We start from the raw sequence: 16,018 nt of genomic DNA, 5'->3' as shown, positions 1-16,018 counted from the left end.
CCTACTTATGTACTCTCTTAGCTACACGCAATTTGGCTGAATGTGCTCGGTTATTGGCCTCCAATTCTTCCTGACTTGGCAAAATTGGCTTGCGATTGACCAATTCAAGTGGCGCCTTCAAGTCTTCTGGAATAAAGGGCAAGCCTTTGGGCACATCAATGGTGCTAGCTTCCTTAAAGAGTTGCTTGGTCAGACGATCTTCCAAGGAATGGAAGGTAATGACAGAAATCCGTCCATCCATCGCCAGCAAGTCAATAGCCTGCTGGATAGACTCATCCGCCGCGCCCAATTCATCATTGACTTCAATCCGAATGGCCTGAAAAATCTGCTTGGCAGGATGGCCTTTCTTCTTGAGTTCCTTGGCTGGCTTGGCAGACTTGATCAGCTCCGCCAACTCCGTCGTGGTTTCAATAGGTTTGATGGCACGCGCCTGTTCGATTTTACGAGCAATCTGTTTGGAAAATTTGTCCTCACCGTACTTGAAGAAAATCCGTACCAAGTCGTGATAGTCATAGGTATTGACCACATCATAGGCCGTCAACTGACCATCACGGTTCATGCGCATATCAAGCGGGGCATCCTGTTTGTAAGAAAAGCCACGCTCCCGCTCATCCAACTGCGGACTGGACACACCCAAATCGTAACAAATCCCATCAATCTCTGTCACACCCAGCTCTGCCAAGCGGGCCTTGAGATTACGGAAATTATCCTTGATAAAGGTCACCTGCCCCTTTTCAATGTAGGCTGCCAAACGGATCTGGGCATGATCAATAGCCGTCTGATCCTGGTCAAAGGCATAGAGATGCCCCCCATCCGTCAGCTGACTAAGCAGGTACTCACTATGACCTGCCCCACCCAGCGTTGCATCTACATAAATTCCATTTGGTTTGATGTCTAACATGTCTACTGTTTCATGTAAAAGAACAGTAGTGTGATTAAATTCCTTGCTCATATCTTATCTATTGTACCACAAAATAAATCAAAAAGATGTTGCAAACTTTTTACAAAAAAATGTGTCAAATATAGTTGACAAGTTTTCTTGATGGGTATATAATAACATTACAGAAAGGTGTCGGATATAATTGACAGATACAGGGAGGGTTCCCACATTTTTTTACACTAGTATGTCAGATATAATTGACAGCAGTTTAAAAGGATAGCCAACCTATCCTCTCATTTTTAATCAAATATGTCAGATATAATTGACATAGAAAGGAGGGCACATGAACCGTGTCAAAGACTACCGCCTACTGCTCGGTATTTCCCAACTAGATTTGGCCAAGGCCATCGGCGTATCCAGGCAGACCATCAACATGATTGAAAACAACAAATACAACCCCTCACTAGACCTCTGTATTAACCTAGCCAAGGCTCTAGAAACCGACCTCAATAGCCTCTTTTGGAATGAGTAGAAAGGAAGAAAGACCATGAAAAAGAACACGCGCAAAGCTCTTATATCTACCCTTATTTTTATCCCACTCTTTGTCCTCTTTCAGCTTTGGAGCAATAGCGGAGCGGACATTTTGCACATCATCAGCCAAGCGAAATTCTGGGTGCAACTGCTGATTACTGGGACAATCTATTTCCTTGGACTAGCCTACCTACCTCTCATTTTTCGTCGTAAGTAAGATTGTCTTAAACAGCACCATTTGAAATGAATAGAAAGGAAAAATTACCATGAAAAAGAACACACGCAAAGCCCTTATCTCCACTCTCATTTTTATCCCTCTCTTTGTCCTCTTTCAGCTTTGGGGCAATAGCGGAGCTGACATCTTGCATATCATCAGCCAAGCCAAATTCTGGATACAATTGCTGATTACTGGGGCAATCTACTTCTTAGGACTAGCCTACCTACCACTCATTTTTCGTCGTAAGTAAGATTGTCTTAAACAGCACCATTTGAAATGAATAGAAAGGAAAAATTACCATGAAAAAGAATACACGCAAAGCCCTTATCTCTACCCTCATTTTTATCCCGCTCTTTGTCCTCTTTCAGCTTTGGGGCAATAGCGGAGCAGACATCTTGCATACTATCAGCCAAGCAAAATTTTGGCTACAATTGCTGATTGCTGGGACCATCTACTTCTTAGGACTAGCCTACCTACCACTCATTTTTCGTCGTAAGTAAATAGGAGTATCGTATGAAAAAAGAAACCTTTCAAGATAAATTGATCAAACGATTTTACGGTATCGCAGGTCCCCTGGATGAATATCGCAAACAAGAAGCCTTCCGACTAGGCAATACCTGCTTTATCCTGCTCTTTTGGGGCACCATGGTTCTTACCCTGCTGGCACTTGCCCTATCCAAACGCTACCCAGAAGTCGTTGCCTATGGCTACCCAACTGCTCTACTCCTATCCACTCTTTCCGCCAGTATGTATATGGCATCCAAGATGCGCCACAGCCAAGTGGACAGTTTAGATGTAGAAGAATTGACTAGCAAGGAACAGAAGCAGCTCAAGGGAGCAAGTTTCAAATTCACCCTCTATTTCACTGCCCTTATGTACATTTGGACTGTTGTTTTTGGTGCCTGGATGGAGGGACTCAATCCTCTCGACCACCTATTTGACCTCCGAAAATTCCTTGCAGCCTGTCTAGGTGGTATTTTCACAGGCATTGCTATCGAAATCATGTTACGCAAGCGCATGAAAAAAGCAGAACAACTGACTGCCAGCTCTGCTATTTCCAAAAAAGAACCTAAGTGGATCCAAAACATGATACGGCACGTTTATGGTATTCGCGGGCCTTTAGACGAGTACCGACGGACTAAGGCAGATGAGATTGGGGGAATAGCCTTTATCTACCACTTCTACTTCCTAGCTCTCGGAAATGCCATCGCCTACTTCCTAGCCTACCGCTATCCTCTGGAGGTGGCTACCTACTATCCAATGATCATTGCCTTCTTCAGTATTATCCTAATTGGTATCGTTAATATGCGCACCCTCCATGCTGACCTGCCTCAATATGACGTGGACGAACTAAGCCCTGAGGAAAGACAAGGACAGACCCTCAAGCCACTCGTTTGGGGACTGGGAGTTGCCCTGCTATCTAGCCTCTTTGCTGGGCTGGCAGACCTCTTTAGCCTCCAGCTTCCCCTACTGGATTCCATCTTCCACGTAAAATCCCTCCTCTTCGGTGGCATGATGGGCCTCTTTGCCAGTCTAGCCTGGTTGCCCTTGCTTATCTGCAAAAATTGGAAGCAGATTCTGCTAAGAAAAAATAAGGAGTAACCCATGAACACCCCCTTTTCCCATAAACAATCCTTTCAATTCTTTGTGCTATTTTATAGTCTGTTCTCTGCCTTTCTTATCTATTCCTACATAGTCAAGGAGCCCATTCACGATAGCTTCCTATTCGTTTTTCCCATCGTCCAGATGCTCAAACCTCTTAAATCTGCAAAAGAAAGGCATTACTTTATTCTCTCAAGTGTCTTTACAATTATTGCCATGACCTTGACCTATTCCGTGGGCATTTGGCTAGGACATGTCAAACCACTTATCCTCATCCTTCCTGCTGGATTTGCTGTCGCTATCCTCTATCGGCTGTATGTCAAAAAGGAGAAAACAGATGAACGTTAACAACCCGAAACTCATACTCACTTTGATTGTTCTCTCCTATACAGCAATTTGTAGCCTGTATATACATAGCTACCTGACTGGAGACAATCCACCACTCTTTATCTTACTGTTCACTATACTTCCAATCTTGAATAGTGACTGGCAAACTACCCGTCCAGAATCAAATGCTGTCCAAGAAGCTATCCATCTTTATCGTAAACCACTGCTCTAGTTTCTCATTGCAGGTTTTGCCCTAACTTTCTCCATTGGATTTTTCGCTGGACAAATCAAACCACTCTTAGCTGGATTTTGGGGAATATTTGCTCTCCTGCTCTTTATTGGACAAGTAAAAAAGTAAGACTATATCAATTCTCTACGAATAGGTAACTTCCTAAAAAAAATGAAAAATCTGGATAATATAGGGTTGGCTCAAATCCAGCCCTTTTTGGCTAGCAAATAATCTGCTTTCTAGCTTACTTTTTTTCCTATTTATGCTACAATATGCTCATCTTTATTTTTTGAAAAGGTAGCTTTATGAAAGCATTTAAGATACACCTTACTCCCAGCCAACGAATTATTCTCAGCTTTCTGCTGGTCATTCTCCTTGGCTCCCTCTTACTTAGTCTGCCCATTTCGCAAGTTCCTACATCTAATGCCCGTTACTGGGACCATCTCTTCACCTCTGTGTCCATGGTCTGCGTGACTGGATTGTTTACAAAGGCTGTTGCCGATACCTATTCTACAGTTGGTCAAATCATCTGTATGCTACTTATTCAGATTGGTGGACTGAGCCTGGTTGGTTTTATTGGCCTCTTTGCCCTACGAGGTGGTCGGAAAATCAATTTTATGAGTATGGCAACTCTCCAAGAAGCCCTCAATCGCTCTGACACAAAACATTTTAGAAATTTTCTCAAGTCTGTTTTCGGCTTCACCCTAGCCATTGAAACACTGGGAGCTATTCTCTTATCCCTGCACTTCGTACCAGAATTTGGTTGGGCTAGGGGGATATTTACTTCCATGTTCCTAGCCGTTTCAGCCTTCTGTAATGCTGGTTTTGATAATTTCGGCGCCACCAGTATTGTCCGCTATGTTGACAATCCATTGATTAACCTGACCTTAGCCAGCCTAATCATCATGGGAGGACTGGGCTTCTCTGTCTGGTTTGATTTGCAAACCCAGCTTGGGCAAAAATTCCATCTTCGTAAACTAGGCTTTCATACCAAGGTGGTTCTAGGTTTAACTGCCACGATTTTGAGCTGTGGGACCCTATTAACCCTACTTACAGAGTGGAACAATCCTGCTACCATCGGTCACCTATCCTTTGGTCACAAACTACTAGCAAGCTTTTTCCAGACTGTGACCATGCGAACGGCGGGATTTGCTAGTATTGACTATACCACAGCGGCTCCTATCACCCTGCTGATCTATATCTTTCAGATGATGCTGGGGGGAGCACCAGGAGGAACGGCGGGAGGAATTAAAATTACTGCCTTTCTCACTCTGGTCCTCTATGCCCGTAGCGAAATCTTGGGACTGCCCCATACCAACTTCCTTGGTCGTACCATTGATAGCCTGACCATCCGCAAGGCTTTTGCGACCTTTTCTGTCTTTCTTTTGGTCTTTTTGACAGGCTTGTTTGCTTTAGTTCTCACAGATAGGCAGCAACCCCTGCTCTTCTTAGTCTTTGAGGTCATGTCAGCCCTAGCAACCGTTGGCGTGACTGCCAACCTGACCCCATCACTCACCATGGCAGGACAGGCAGTTATCATGGCTCTCATGTTTTTCGGCCGCATAGGGCCTCTATCTATCCTAGCTAGCCTTTCCCTCCGTAAAGCTTCTAAACAGGAAAGCCTACAATACGCCAAATCATCCATGCTTGTATAAAGGAGAAATCATGCCAAACTATACTATCGGAATCCTAGGCTTAGGAGTATTCGGTACAACCATTGCCAAGACCCTACATAATTATGATTGCAACATCATTGCCATTGATAACCACGAACAACAAATTAACCATCTTGAACCCATTCTTACTAGAGGGATTGTCGGTGATATAACCGACCGTTCTCTCCTAAGAGCTGCAGGCATTGAAAACTGTGATGCGGTCGTCGTTGCTACTGGTGAGAATTTAGAATCTAGCGTTCTCGCTGTCATGCATAGCAAGGTTCTCGGCGTTCCCATGGTTGTTGCCAAAGTAAAAGGAACAACCGCCAAAGAAATTCTCCTTCGTGTCGGTGCAGATAAGGTCATCTCTCCAGAACGAGAAACAGGTATTTCACTGGCCAAGCAACTTCTTCACAAAGACACAACCAGCCTATTTGAACTAGAAGGTAATGTTTCCATCGTGGAATTTCATCCGCCTGCAAAATGGATTGGTAAAACCCTGGGCGAGCTCAAGCTCCGTCAACGCTATAAGATGAATATCATCGGCTACCGTAGTGGGGAAAATCAGGAATTGAATATCCAATTAACCCCAGACTATGTTTTCAAAACTGAAGAACTCATCATGGCCATTACAGATCATAATACCGTTGACCACTTTGAAGACCTAGCTAACTAAAATATTGAAAAAGCCTACTAGAGGATAAAACTCCTAGTAGGCTTCTCGTCTGTTAACAAAGGAGAATGCATGAACGATTTAACAAAAGGGAAACCAATTATTGTCATCTTACAATTTGCCATCCCCTTACTGATTGGTTCTTTTTTCCAATTGGCCTATAACTTTGCCGATTCTATGATTGTGGGTCATACCCTGGGAAAAGAAGCCTTTGCCAGTGTCGGCTCAACTGCCAGCTTGATTTTTCTCATCATCGGTTTTGCACAAGGAGTGACCAATGGTCTGACCATCATTTCCGCCCAACGCTTTGGGGCAGGTGACTTTGATGAGTTGAAAAAATCCTTTGTCCATGGACTTTTCTACTCCTTCCTCATCAGTCTAGTATTGACACTCCTTGCCTTAGTCTTTTTGAAACCGATTTTAGTTTTGATGAGGACACCTACCAGCATTCTTCCACATTCCCATGCCTTTCTGACAGCCATGTTCGGAGGATTGACCTTTACTATTTTCTATAATTTTCTCTCTTCTGCTCTCCGAAGTCTTGGAAATTCTAGAACGCCACTCATAGCCCTGATCATCGCTTGTTTTATCAATATCGGTCTAGACTTTTTCTTCATCCTAGTCATGAAATGGGGTGTTTTCGGAGCTGGTTTTGCTACCATTACAGCCCAAGCCTGTTCTGTTCTCTTTTTGATTTTTTACATTGCCCGTAAGGTTCCCCAATACCATATCGGCTTATCTGATATAAAATTAGACAAAGACAATCTCAAGAAACACGCACAACTAGCTTTTCCTATGGGCTTTCAAGCCAGTATTATCGCTATCGGAGCCATGACCCTACAATTCATGGTCAACCAACTGGGCACGGATGCCATTGCTGCCCAAGCTATCGCCCTCCGTACTGACCAGCTAGCTATGCTGCCCATGGTCAATCTTGGTCTAGCCATCGCAACCTTCACAGCCCAGAACTATGGGGCCAAGCTCTACGAACGGATCCGAGAAGGTGTCCGTCAGGCCTTGGTTCTAAACATCGCTTGGGCACTAGTATTTGCCCTCCTGCTCATCCTGGGCAACCGCTTCTTCTCCGGCCTCTTTCTGCCCAATGCCAGTCAAACCGTATTGGATTTGGCCCTTATCTACTACATCATCAACGGGATTTGTTACTGGATTGTAGCCAGCCTCTTTATTCTTCGTAGCTTTATCCAGGGACTGGGCAAGGGTTTTATTCCAACTCTTGCAGGCTTTGGGGAATTGATTTTCCGAGCGGCTGTCGCCATCATCGGTATGCAGTATTGGGGCTTTTATGGAACAGCAGCTGCCAATCCCGCAGCCTGGATCGGTAGCATCATTGTTCTCATTCCAAGCTCCATCGTCTTAATGAAAAAGTTGAAAGCCGGACAAACAATATAGACAAAGAAAAACGCATGAAACTCTCATGCGTTTTTAAAATAATACTTTCTAAGAAATTGGATATGTAAGATATTCCAAAACGCACCATAGCTAATCCCGACCAAGAAAGCTAAGCCGACTTGCACATTGGACACTGGTAGCAGATGAACAAAAAGAATGAGACCCAAAATAACCACTAATAAAATAACTGTCGTTGTCTTATCCCACTTAAAATAGGCTGAAAAGGGTTTCTCAGGACAAGCTTTCACTTCCTTGAACTGTTTGAAACTAGCACCAAGACTTGCTCCTGCCGCTCCTAAAATTGCACCAAAATAATCGTGCGGAAGGACATAGACCGACAAATAAGCGACCATAACATAGGCAAGCACCAAGAAGGCATATACAAATTTTTTCATGACCAACCTCCTAAAAAATTCAAATAATTCCTATTTATTTTTTAACAAGCTATTTTATCAAACGAAAATATTTCTAAAACAATAAACTGATTTCCATTACAATTTCTCTAACCCCAAAATAAAGAAAACTAGCCTAGAATAGCCTAAGCTAGTCCTCCTTTTATGCTTCTGTCGTTTCTGACGGAATTTCCGCTTCCTCTTCTAAAACCGGTTCCGTCACAACATCATCAATGGAAATTTCAATATCCTCTGATACAATGACAGCGTCCTCGACTTCTTCTTCCGTCACATCTACCGTTGGAGCCTTGACTGTTTTAGCCTTGATAGCTTCCAATATATCCGCAGTAGTCAGATTTTGTTCTGCAATTTTTTCCTTGATTTGCTCAAAGGTTTCGACAGATTTTTCCTTGCCTGACTTGACCAAATCTTCCACAGTCAATTCACCAGTTTCCAACTGAGTTTTGACTTCTGTGAAGCGGTCTGTAGCTTGTTTACCCAAGTCCTGGGCCTTGTTGACCAAATCAGCATTGATTTCCTCATGATTTTCCTTGTAGTCATTGGCAAAGTTGACTACTTTTTCTTTGACCGCTTGACCGGTTTTACTTGCCAGAAAGGCTGCCGCAGCTGCACCACCAGCCACTCCCAATAAGATACTGGTCAAAACACTAGATTTTTTTACCATTTTTTTCTCCTTTCTTACCTAAGAGAGATGAGATAGTTGACAAGGCAGAGAGGGCTCCGCCAGCTTTAACCGTATTGGCACCTGCCGACTTGGCCTTGACAGTCAAATCACGCGCCGAAGCATTCAAGTCAGACACAGAAGTGGACAAATCTGCCACCGCAACAAAAAGTGGATCCAAGGTGGAAACCTTCCCATTGACATCTTCAACCAAAACATTGGTCTTGGCCAAGAGTTCATTGGTCTGATAGAGGGTCACATTAACATCGCTGGTCAAGACCTTGAGGGTCTGTTGAGCCTCTTCCGTCACCGTCCCCAACTTTTTCAATAACAAGATAACATAGATTGCAACCGCCGCGATGGACAGAGCAATAATCAAGACAGAAATTTCAATAATCATACCTTCTCCTTTATGATTGATAAAATGGAATAGAAGTTTTTCTTCTCCGCACCACAACCATGCTAATTCCAATGAGGATAAGAAGTCCAGACAGCCATTGGGAAACACGAATTCCCAAGAACATGAGGCTATCTGTCCGCAGGCCTTCTATCAAGAGGCGACCAAAACCATACCAAATCAGGTAAAAGGCCGTGATCTCACCTTGCTTGAGCAAGTTTGGCCGTCTACGCAAGACACAAATCAAACCAAAACCAAGTAGGTTCCACAGACTTTCAAACAAGAAGGTCGGCTGACGATAGGCACCTTCAATATACATCTGGTCACGGATAAAGGCTGGTAAGTAGTCCAAACTCTCCACTGCCTTACCATAGGCCTCCTGGTTAAAGAAATTCCCCCAGCGACCAATGGCTTGAGCAATCATGACTGAAGGAGCCACCACATCTAGAAAATCAAGCGTATTGATAAAGCGGTAGCGAGTGAAGAAATAAAGTACAATTGCCCCTGTAATCAAACCACCATAGATAGCAATGCCACCATTCCAAACGGCAAATACAGAGAGCAGATTATCCTTGTATTCGCTCCAAGAAAAAGCTACATAGTAAATCCTTGCTCCGATGATGGAAAGTGGAAAGGCCAGTAAGATAAAGTCTAATATATCATCCTGCAAAATCTTCTTGCGTGGTGCCTCCTTGGTCGCCAGGTAGACACCCAAGACCAAACCCAGCAAGATAGAAATGGCGTACCAGCGAATTTCTAAAGGTCCTAATCGAATGGCAATCGGATCCATATTAGGCCTCTTCCTTGTTCTGCTGGATGAGTCTACCTAGACGCTCTTCAAAGATTTTTGTCGCATCATAACCCATCTGCTTGGCACGGTAGTTCATGGCTGCAGCCTCGATAACCACAGAAATGTTTCGACCAGTTTTTACTGGAATACGAATCTGTGGAATGGAAATACCAGCAATCTCAATAGTATCGCCAGAATTCCCAAGACGATCAAAGACCTTGCCCGTTTCATAATTTTCCAAATAGACAGCCAACTGCACTTCTGAAGAATCCTTAACAGCACTGGCACCATACAAACTCATGATATCGATAATTCCAGCTCCACGGATTTCTAGTAGGTGGCGCAGAATTTCCGCAGGCTCACCCCAAAGAGTCACATCATCCTTGGCATAGACATCCACACGGTCATCCGCAACCAAGCGGTGACCACGCTTGACCAACTCCAGACCCGTTTCACTTTTACCGATACCAGAATCCCCTTGGATGAGGACACCCATCCCGTAAATATCCATCAAGACACCATGAACGCTGGTCCGTTGTGCCAGTCGGCTGTCTAGATAGGAAGACAATTCCCCTGATAGACGGCTGGTCGCAGTCTTACTGCGACAGATAGCAATCTTCTTCTCCTTGGCCGCTCGATACATCTCCTCTGGGATTTCCAAACCACGCGCCACAATAATTACAGGCGTTTCTGGCTGGAACATCTGCGAGAGCACTTGGTAGCGGTTATGGGCTGTCATGGCCATCAAATAGGACCACTCTTTCATCCCCATAAGCTGAATACGCTCTGGAGAATAGTAATCAAAGTAGCCTGTCATCTCCAATCCAGGACGTGTAATATCAGAAGTCGTAATCTCTTTTTTGAGTAATTCCTCAGTGCTATAGGCACACTCAATCCGCAGATTGTCAAGCAAATCTTTCACAAAAACGGTCATATCTTCCCTCTCTTTCGGTTTTAGTATATTATACCACAAGCATGGGGTGGGAGGGCAAAACAAGTAGAACTTTTCCTCAGAATATAGGTGCTTCTGACATCATAGTAGTTGTTAATCAGATAAGGAATTACCACACTACTACAAAATTCTTTGGTAATCTGTTATACTATTGATAGAAAAACAACAATAAGGAGAAGAGATTATGGAGCCATTATTCCTGACACCTGTTATGCATGAGAAAATTTGGGGTGGTAATCGCCTGAAAACCAATTACCACTACGACATTCCAAGTGAAAAGACTGGTGAATGTTGGGCTATTTCTGCCCATCCAAATGGTGTCACTACCGTTTCAAACGGTCGCTATGAGGGTCGTGGACTAGATGACCTCTACACAAACGAAAAACAGCTATTTGGCAACCCAAAAGATAAGGTTTTTCCACTCTTAACCAAAATCCTCGATGCTGAAGATTGGCTCAGCGTCCAGGTCCATCCTGATGATAGCTACGGCCTAGCTCATGAAGGCGAACTTGGAAAAACAGAATGTTGGTACATTTTGGAAGCCGAGGAAGGCGCTGAAATCATTTACGGTCACAATGCCCAATCCAAAGAAGAACTCCGCCAGCAAATCCAAGCTGGAGATTGGGACAAGCTCTTGACCCATGTACCCGTTAAAAAAGGCGACTTCTTCTTCGTTCCAAGCGGGACTATGCACGCCATCGGTAAGGGTATCATGATTTTAGAAACCCAGCAGTCTAGTGATACAACCTACCGGGTCTATGATTTTGACCGCCGCGATGACGCTGGAAATCTTCGTGAACTCCACATTGAAAAGTCTATCGACGTATTGACAATCGGTCCCGTAGCCAATTCCACACCGGCCCAACTCAAAGTAGACAAGCTTGACACCACCCTCCTGGTTTCTAATCCCTTCTTCACTGTCTATAAATGGCAGACCAAAGGAGAAATCCAGATGGAGCAAACCGTTCCCTACCTACTTGTCAGTGTTATTGACGGTCAAGGAACCATCAAGGTCGGTGAAACCAGCTACCCACTTGAAAAAGGAACCCACTTCATCCTGCCAGCCGATGTGACTGAATGGACCTTTACAGGCCAGATGGAAATCATCGCTAGCCATGCTAATGACACAAAGTAAGCAAAAAAACTCAGAAGTCCAAAAACTTCTGAGTTTTTAAGCATTGCTATCCTACTAATCTCTATTCATCATTCCAAAAATGCGAAGCAAGTTGAGGAAGAGGTTAACAAAGTCAAGGTAGAGTTGAAGAGCCATAGACACTACCCAACCATTCTGGACATTGCCACCTGTTTGCTCGAAAACGTCGCGGATACGTTGGTTGTCATAGGCAATCAAACCTGAGAACACAAGGACAGAAACGATAGACATGGCAAAGCTGATGCCTGAACTGCGAAGGAAGATGTTGATGACACTGGCAATCATAATTCCCCAGAGGGCAGCTCGCAAGGCTTGAGCCATACCTGAAAGGTTTTTCTTAGTCGTCATACCAATCACTGCCATAATGGCAAACATCAGAGCAGCAGATAGGAAGGCCAAGGCAACCGTTTCGGTCGTATAGAACATCAAGACCATGCTGATGGTCAAGCCGTTTGTTACCGAGTAGGCCAAGAACATTGGTAGAGCCATTGGACTATTTTTAGCAGCCATGGTAGAAGCAGCAACCACCAAGGCAATTTGTCCCAACATGACCAACATCATGATAATAGAACCTGCACTAAGCAAGGCATAAAGCAACTGCTGGAAAACAGTAACTGCTAGGAAGGAAACAAGGGCTGACAAGCCAATTCCCATCGCGACTACAGCATAAATCTTCCCAAAGAAACGGTTAAGAGCGGTGTTATCCACCTGATTGATGATAAATGAATCCTTGTTCATATAGTTCTCCTTTTATATCCTACTCAAAGCGCAGGACCTTTCGATTTTTCCATTTATATTGCAAGGGCAGGGTAAACTCACGAACTGCCCAATATTTATCTACACAGGTCACAATCCATGATTCCTTATAACGGGGCGGAGCCAAGGTTGCACCAAACATATGCTTGACAATAATATCTTCTTCCACCTTGTTGAGCTTGGTCAACTTCTGGGCATTGCGCTTGGCAATCCGTGGATGGACCCAGGCATGACTCCTGTTAAATTTAGTGTCACGCCAGTCATAGAAGAAGAGATCATGCAGAAGACCACCTCGTGCAGTCGACTTGGCATCCCAGCCAAATTTCTTAGCGATTTTGTAACTGGTATAGGAAACATTGATAGAATGTTCCAAGCGGGTCGAATGGTAGTGGTGGGGAATATCTGCTAACTTTTGCACCTTTTTAGTGTCAATCAAGTGACCGACATAGGCCATATATTCTTTATCTTTTTTATAAGCACCCATAGATGTAAACCTCGTTTTGTTATTATAACACAGTTTAGACTTCTTGGCTTAAATAAAGCTAAAGACTAAAATACCAGCTGCAATAGCCACATTCAAACTCTCTGCCTGACCAGGCATGGTGATATGAACCAATTGATCTGCCTCTGCGGATACAAAATCAGAAATGCCCTGACCTTCATTGCCCATAACAAGCGCAAAGCAAGCTCCTGGCGAAACCTCCCTATAGTCCACAGACTTACTAGATAGAGTTGTTGCCAAAACTTCTACACCATTGGTTTTTAAAGTAGAGAAAACATCCTCAATTGGCAAGCGATAAATAGGTAGATGAAAATGGCTCCCCTGCATAGAACGAAGGACCTTCATATTGTAAATATCAGCCGACTTATCTGTCAAAAAGACGCCATCAAAACCAGCCGCATCAGCCGTACGTATGATGGTGCCAACATTCCCTGGGTCTTGAACATCTTCCAAGACTAGAAACCTACCATCCAGCCGCTCAGGTAAATCCTGACTAGGTAGAGCAAGTTGGGCAAGAACCCCTTGCGGTGACTTAGAATCAGTCAAATCTTGCATGATTTCTGGGCTGACCACTGTCACTTGCTCCATATGAGCAACCCTGTCCACATGCTCTTCCACCACCAAAATATGTTGAATAGTCGCTCCAGCCTTGACTGCTTCTTCTAACAAATGCCAGCCCTCAATCAAGTAAGATGAAGTACGGTATTTTTTCTGCTGTAATTTCTTAATTTGTTTGACCAGATTATTGGATTTCGAACGGATAATTTCCATAGTTTCCTCATTTTCTTTCTTACCCAACAATGATATAATAAAGTAAAGTTCTTGTCAAAAGGAGAAGCTTATGAGAAAGGTTAAAATGATTGCATCTGGTCGAGTGCAAGGAGTTGGTTTTCGTTGGGCTGTCCAATTTTTAGCAGTAGAAATTGGTGATATTTACGGCAGGGTCTGGAACAATGATGATGGAACAGTGACCATCTTGGCTCAGTCCGAGCATGCTGATAAGCTCAGCCATTTTATCCATGAAATCCGAAAAGGCCCCTCTCGCATGGCAAAGGTTAGCTATCTTGACGTGACACTTGCTAACTTTGACGACTACCATGATTTTCAGGTCAGTCATAGATAAAACTTGAAAATTGACCGTAAAAACAGTAAAATAGAATGTATCATGTAAAAAGGAATGTAGCAATTTGAAAAAGAATAAACGTCTACTCTTAGCCAGCATGGCTCTTGCCAGTCTTGTATTTTTGGCTGGATGTGTCAAAACTGATAAAAAAGGTGTTCCAACCGGTGAAGGCTGGGTTTATAACTATCTGGTAGAACCAATGGGAAACCTGATTACCTTCTTTGCTGAAAACCAAGGACTTGGTTTTGGTCTTGCCATTATCGTGGTAACCCTCATCGTTCGCTTCGTGATTATGCCGCTCGGTATCTATCAGTCTTGGAAAGCAACCTACCAATCGGAAAAGATGAACTACCTCAAGCCAATCTTGGGTCCTATCCAAGAACGGATGAAAAATGCAAGCTCTCAAGAGGAACAATTAGCTGCCCAGCAAGAATTCTTTGCGGCTCAAAAGCAGTATGGAGTAAGTGTATTTGGCGGTATGGGCTGTCTTCCACTCCTTATCCAAATGCCTTTCTTCACGGCTCTCTTCTATGCAGCCCGTCACACACCAGGTATCTCTGAAGCCTCATTCTTAGGCATTCCTCTTGGTCAGCCAAGTATGATTCTGACTGCTGTAGCAGGTATTCTCTACTATGCCCAATCACTATTGATGCAGGTCGGCATGGATGAAGAACAGAAAAAGCAAATGCAAACCGTGACCTATATGAACCCCATCATGATTGTCATTTTCTCTTGGACTTCACCAGCTGGTGTCACCCTCTACTGGGTAGTCGGCGGTATTGTCGGGCTCATTCAACAAGCCTTAACCAACTTCATCCTCAAACCAAAAGTTCGCGCCAAGGTAGAGGAAGAATTTAAAAACAATCCACCAAAACCCTACAAATCTACCGTCAAAGATGTCACTCCCAAAGCATCTGCTATCATCGAAGAAAAGACTTCTAAAAAATCAAATCGCAACGCTGGTAAACAACGGTCTAGATAAAACATAACAACCATCTCCTAGGATGGTTGTTTTTTATATTTAAAACCACGGAAAAAAGCAAGGGCCTGAGACCCTTGCTTTTTCCATTCATATTCTTTTCATCAGGAAAGATTCCTCTTGAAAAAGTCTGAATTAGTCTTCGTTACGACGACGTTTACCTGCCAAAGCAAGTGCTGCAACCAGCATACCCACACCAAGGGCAGAAGCTGCTGCTGTGCTTGACTCACCTGTATTTGGCAACTGTGCCGCACCTGAATTAGCAGATGTAGCTGGTGCCGCTGGTTTAGCAGGTACTGCAGGTGCAACTGGTGTTGCAGGCGCTACTGGCTCACCTGGTACAACTGGTGTTGCAGGTGCTACTGGCTCACCTGGTACAACTGGTGTCACAGGCGGTGTTACTGGCTCACCTGGTACAACTGGTGTTACAGGTGGTGTTACTGGCTCACCTGGTACAACTGGTGTTACTGGCGTCGTTGGTTTCTTACGGTAGATGTGAGTTGTATTACCATCTGCATCTACAACTGTACGTACATACTCATAACCTGGGATTGACTTGTTAGGGGTTGTTCCTTCTTCTTGCGGTGCAATTGGAAGACCTGTTTCTTCGTCAACATGGTTTGTTACAACCTTCTTAGCAGGTGTTTCTACTTTGCGGTAGATGTGAGTTGTGTTACCGTCTGGATCTGTTACAGTCTTACCTGTGAACTCGTATCCTGGGATTGACTTGTTAGGGGTTGTTCCTTCTTCTTGCGGTGCAATTGGAAG

At 44.0% G+C, this 16,018-nt stretch carries 23 protein-coding genes; 13 read left to right on the top strand and 10 right to left on the bottom strand.

The features are described 5' to 3' along the window. Position 1: 1 nt before the first annotated feature. Complete coding sequence (rsmH, locus tag C1G53_RS03560) at positions 2-952, bottom strand: 16S rRNA (cytosine(1402)-N(4))-methyltransferase RsmH (protein WP_105117707.1); 951 nt, start codon at positions 950-952, stop codon at positions 2-4. Positions 953-1,223: 271 nt separating this feature from the next. On the opposite strand from rsmH, the gene C1G53_RS03555 reads away from it, so the two are divergent. From C1G53_RS03555 to C1G53_RS03510, 10 genes are all read left to right on the top strand, one after another. After that, entirely contained in the window at positions 1,224-1,412 is a 189-nt protein-coding gene (locus C1G53_RS03555; protein WP_024412196.1) for a helix-turn-helix transcriptional regulator, read from the top strand. A gap of 15 nt (positions 1,413-1,427) precedes the next feature. Continuing rightward, a complete protein-coding gene (locus C1G53_RS03550) occupies positions 1,428-1,628 on the top strand; it encodes a hypothetical protein (protein ID WP_105117706.1) in 201 nt (66 codons plus the stop codon). Between the two features lie 49 nt (positions 1,629-1,677). Continuing rightward, a complete protein-coding gene (locus tag C1G53_RS03545) occupies positions 1,678-1,878 on the top strand; it encodes a hypothetical protein (protein WP_105114035.1) in 201 nt (66 codons plus the stop codon). A gap of 49 nt (positions 1,879-1,927) precedes the next feature. Further along, positions 1,928-2,128: a hypothetical protein gene (locus C1G53_RS03540; protein ID WP_105117705.1), complete on the top strand. Its 201-nt coding sequence runs from the start codon at positions 1,928-1,930 to the stop codon at positions 2,126-2,128. A 13-nt stretch (positions 2,129-2,141) separates the two neighbouring features. Continuing rightward, positions 2,142-3,230, top strand: coding sequence for a DUF3278 domain-containing protein (locus tag C1G53_RS03535; protein ID WP_238139098.1), 1,089 nt, complete (start codon positions 2,142-2,144; stop codon positions 3,228-3,230). Between the two features lie 3 nt (positions 3,231-3,233). Continuing rightward, a complete protein-coding gene (locus tag C1G53_RS03530; RefSeq protein WP_105117704.1) occupies positions 3,234-3,578 on the top strand; it encodes an MFS transporter in 345 nt (114 codons plus the stop codon). Then, on the top strand, positions 3,568-3,789 hold the full coding sequence (locus tag C1G53_RS13300; protein ID WP_238139097.1) for a hypothetical protein: 222 nt from the start codon (positions 3,568-3,570) through the stop codon (positions 3,787-3,789). The genes C1G53_RS03530 and C1G53_RS13300 overlap by 11 nt, the downstream gene beginning before the upstream one ends. A gap of 302 nt (positions 3,790-4,091) precedes the next feature. Then, on the top strand, positions 4,092-5,441 hold the full coding sequence (locus C1G53_RS03520) for a TrkH family potassium uptake protein (RefSeq protein ID WP_105117703.1): 1,350 nt from the start codon (positions 4,092-4,094) through the stop codon (positions 5,439-5,441). Positions 5,442-5,451: 10 nt separating this feature from the next. Beyond that, positions 5,452-6,117, top strand: coding sequence for a potassium channel family protein (locus tag C1G53_RS03515; protein ID WP_105117702.1), 666 nt, complete (start codon positions 5,452-5,454; stop codon positions 6,115-6,117). A gap of 69 nt (positions 6,118-6,186) precedes the next feature. After that, positions 6,187-7,524 (top strand): MATE family efflux transporter, encoded by a 1,338-nt coding sequence (locus C1G53_RS03510; RefSeq protein ID WP_105117701.1) that lies wholly within the window; start codon positions 6,187-6,189, stop codon positions 7,522-7,524. A 23-nt stretch (positions 7,525-7,547) separates the two neighbouring features. On the opposite strand, the gene C1G53_RS03505 is transcribed toward C1G53_RS03510, so the two are convergent. From C1G53_RS03505 to hprK, 5 genes are all read right to left on the bottom strand, one after another. Next, positions 7,548-7,919 carry a hypothetical protein gene (locus C1G53_RS03505; RefSeq protein WP_105117700.1) on the bottom strand — a complete coding sequence of 124 codons (372 nt, stop codon included), beginning with the start codon at positions 7,917-7,919 and terminating at the stop codon, positions 7,548-7,550. Positions 7,920-8,079: 160 nt separating this feature from the next. Further along, positions 8,080-8,601 (bottom strand): YtxH domain-containing protein, encoded by a 522-nt coding sequence (locus C1G53_RS03500; protein ID WP_105117699.1) that lies wholly within the window; start codon positions 8,599-8,601, stop codon positions 8,080-8,082. After that, positions 8,585-8,995, bottom strand: a complete 411-nt coding sequence (locus C1G53_RS03495; RefSeq protein WP_192873102.1) for a DUF948 domain-containing protein — start codon at positions 8,993-8,995, stop codon at positions 8,585-8,587. The genes C1G53_RS03500 and C1G53_RS03495 overlap by 17 nt, the downstream gene beginning before the upstream one ends. A 13-nt stretch (positions 8,996-9,008) precedes the next feature. Next, entirely contained in the window at positions 9,009-9,785 is a 777-nt protein-coding gene (lgt, locus tag C1G53_RS03490; RefSeq protein WP_105117697.1) for a prolipoprotein diacylglyceryl transferase, read from the bottom strand. Between the two features lies 1 nt (position 9,786). Further along, positions 9,787-10,719 carry an HPr(Ser) kinase/phosphatase gene (gene hprK, locus C1G53_RS03485; RefSeq protein ID WP_105117696.1) on the bottom strand — a complete coding sequence of 311 codons (933 nt, stop codon included), beginning with the start codon at positions 10,717-10,719 and terminating at the stop codon, positions 9,787-9,789. 199 nt (positions 10,720-10,918) lie between these two features. On the opposite strand from hprK, the gene manA reads away from it, so the two are divergent. After that, positions 10,919-11,872, top strand: a complete 954-nt coding sequence (manA, locus tag C1G53_RS03480; RefSeq protein WP_161941364.1) for a mannose-6-phosphate isomerase, class I — start codon at positions 10,919-10,921, stop codon at positions 11,870-11,872. A gap of 54 nt (positions 11,873-11,926) precedes the next feature. On the opposite strand, the gene C1G53_RS03475 is transcribed toward manA, so the two are convergent. Genes C1G53_RS03475 through C1G53_RS03465 form a run of 3 tightly spaced genes read right to left on the bottom strand, consistent with a single transcriptional unit; the run spans position 11,927 to position 13,919 of the window. Continuing rightward, entirely contained in the window at positions 11,927-12,628 is a 702-nt protein-coding gene (locus C1G53_RS03475; protein ID WP_105117694.1) for a Bax inhibitor-1/YccA family protein, read from the bottom strand. Between the two features lie 19 nt (positions 12,629-12,647). Further along, positions 12,648-13,130 (bottom strand): HD domain-containing protein, encoded by a 483-nt coding sequence (locus C1G53_RS03470; RefSeq protein WP_105117693.1) that lies wholly within the window; start codon positions 13,128-13,130, stop codon positions 12,648-12,650. A 48-nt stretch (positions 13,131-13,178) separates the two neighbouring features. After that, the gene (locus tag C1G53_RS03465; RefSeq protein ID WP_105117692.1) at positions 13,179-13,919 is read right to left on the bottom strand and encodes a TrmH family RNA methyltransferase; all 741 of its coding nucleotides are present in this window, start codon (positions 13,917-13,919) and stop codon (positions 13,179-13,181) included. A 70-nt stretch (positions 13,920-13,989) separates the two neighbouring features. Between C1G53_RS03465 and C1G53_RS03460 the strand changes: the two genes are divergently transcribed. Both C1G53_RS03460 and yidC read left to right on the top strand, forming a co-directional pair. Beyond that, a complete protein-coding gene (locus C1G53_RS03460) occupies positions 13,990-14,271 on the top strand; it encodes an acylphosphatase (RefSeq protein ID WP_105117691.1) in 282 nt (93 codons plus the stop codon). A gap of 64 nt (positions 14,272-14,335) precedes the next feature. Beyond that, entirely contained in the window at positions 14,336-15,253 is a 918-nt protein-coding gene (gene yidC, locus C1G53_RS03455) for a membrane protein insertase YidC (protein WP_105117690.1), read from the top strand. A 132-nt stretch (positions 15,254-15,385) separates the two neighbouring features. Here yidC and C1G53_RS03450 read toward each other — a convergent pair. After that, positions 15,386-16,018, bottom strand: a 633-nt coding sequence (locus C1G53_RS03450; protein WP_153046653.1) for an LPXTG cell wall anchor domain-containing protein, incomplete at its 5' end; no start/stop codon positions are given.

Source organism: Streptococcus suis (assembly GCF_002960445.1).
Lineage (GTDB): Bacteria > Bacillota > Bacilli > Lactobacillales > Streptococcaceae > Streptococcus > Streptococcus hyiners.
The sequence above is the reverse complement of the archived record's forward strand: the minus strand, read 5'-3'. Positions and strand labels throughout refer to the sequence as shown.

Excerpts from the sequence above, each read along its gene's own strand:
- C1G53_RS03545 (WP_105114035.1), top strand. The coding sequence starts at position 1,678 with ATGAAAAAGAACACACGCAAAGCCCTTATCTCCACTCTCATTTTTATC.
- C1G53_RS13300 (WP_238139097.1), top strand. The coding sequence starts at position 3,568 with ATGAACGTTAACAACCCGAAACTCATACTCACTTTGATTGTTCTCTCC.
- C1G53_RS03505 (WP_105117700.1), bottom strand. The coding sequence starts at position 7,919 with ATGAAAAAATTTGTATATGCCTTCTTGGTGCTTGCCTATGTTATGGTC.
- C1G53_RS03530 (WP_105117704.1), top strand. The coding sequence starts at position 3,234 with ATGAACACCCCCTTTTCCCATAAACAATCCTTTCAATTCTTTGTGCTA.
- C1G53_RS03470 (WP_105117693.1), bottom strand. The coding sequence starts at position 13,130 with ATGGGTGCTTATAAAAAAGATAAAGAATATATGGCCTATGTCGGTCAC.
- C1G53_RS03510 (WP_105117701.1), top strand. The coding sequence starts at position 6,187 with ATGAACGATTTAACAAAAGGGAAACCAATTATTGTCATCTTACAATTT.
- C1G53_RS03475 (WP_105117694.1), bottom strand. The coding sequence starts at position 12,628 with ATGAACAAGGATTCATTTATCATCAATCAGGTGGATAACACCGCTCTT.
- lgt (WP_105117697.1), bottom strand. The coding sequence starts at position 9,785 with ATGGATCCGATTGCCATTCGATTAGGACCTTTAGAAATTCGCTGGTAC.
- C1G53_RS03515 (WP_105117702.1), top strand. The coding sequence starts at position 5,452 with ATGCCAAACTATACTATCGGAATCCTAGGCTTAGGAGTATTCGGTACA.
- hprK (WP_105117696.1), bottom strand. The coding sequence starts at position 10,719 with ATGACCGTTTTTGTGAAAGATTTGCTTGACAATCTGCGGATTGAGTGT.
- C1G53_RS03520 (WP_105117703.1), top strand. The coding sequence starts at position 4,092 with ATGAAAGCATTTAAGATACACCTTACTCCCAGCCAACGAATTATTCTC.
- C1G53_RS03550 (WP_105117706.1), top strand. The coding sequence starts at position 1,428 with ATGAAAAAGAACACGCGCAAAGCTCTTATATCTACCCTTATTTTTATC.
- C1G53_RS03540 (WP_105117705.1), top strand. The coding sequence starts at position 1,928 with ATGAAAAAGAATACACGCAAAGCCCTTATCTCTACCCTCATTTTTATC.
- C1G53_RS03460 (WP_105117691.1), top strand. The coding sequence starts at position 13,990 with ATGAGAAAGGTTAAAATGATTGCATCTGGTCGAGTGCAAGGAGTTGGT.
- C1G53_RS03465 (WP_105117692.1), bottom strand. The coding sequence starts at position 13,919 with ATGGAAATTATCCGTTCGAAATCCAATAATCTGGTCAAACAAATTAAG.
- C1G53_RS03535 (WP_238139098.1), top strand. The coding sequence starts at position 2,142 with ATGAAAAAAGAAACCTTTCAAGATAAATTGATCAAACGATTTTACGGT.
- C1G53_RS03500 (WP_105117699.1), bottom strand. The coding sequence starts at position 8,601 with ATGGTAAAAAAATCTAGTGTTTTGACCAGTATCTTATTGGGAGTGGCT.
- rsmH (WP_105117707.1), bottom strand. The coding sequence starts at position 952 with ATGAGCAAGGAATTTAATCACACTACTGTTCTTTTACATGAAACAGTA.
- C1G53_RS03555 (WP_024412196.1), top strand. The coding sequence starts at position 1,224 with ATGAACCGTGTCAAAGACTACCGCCTACTGCTCGGTATTTCCCAACTA.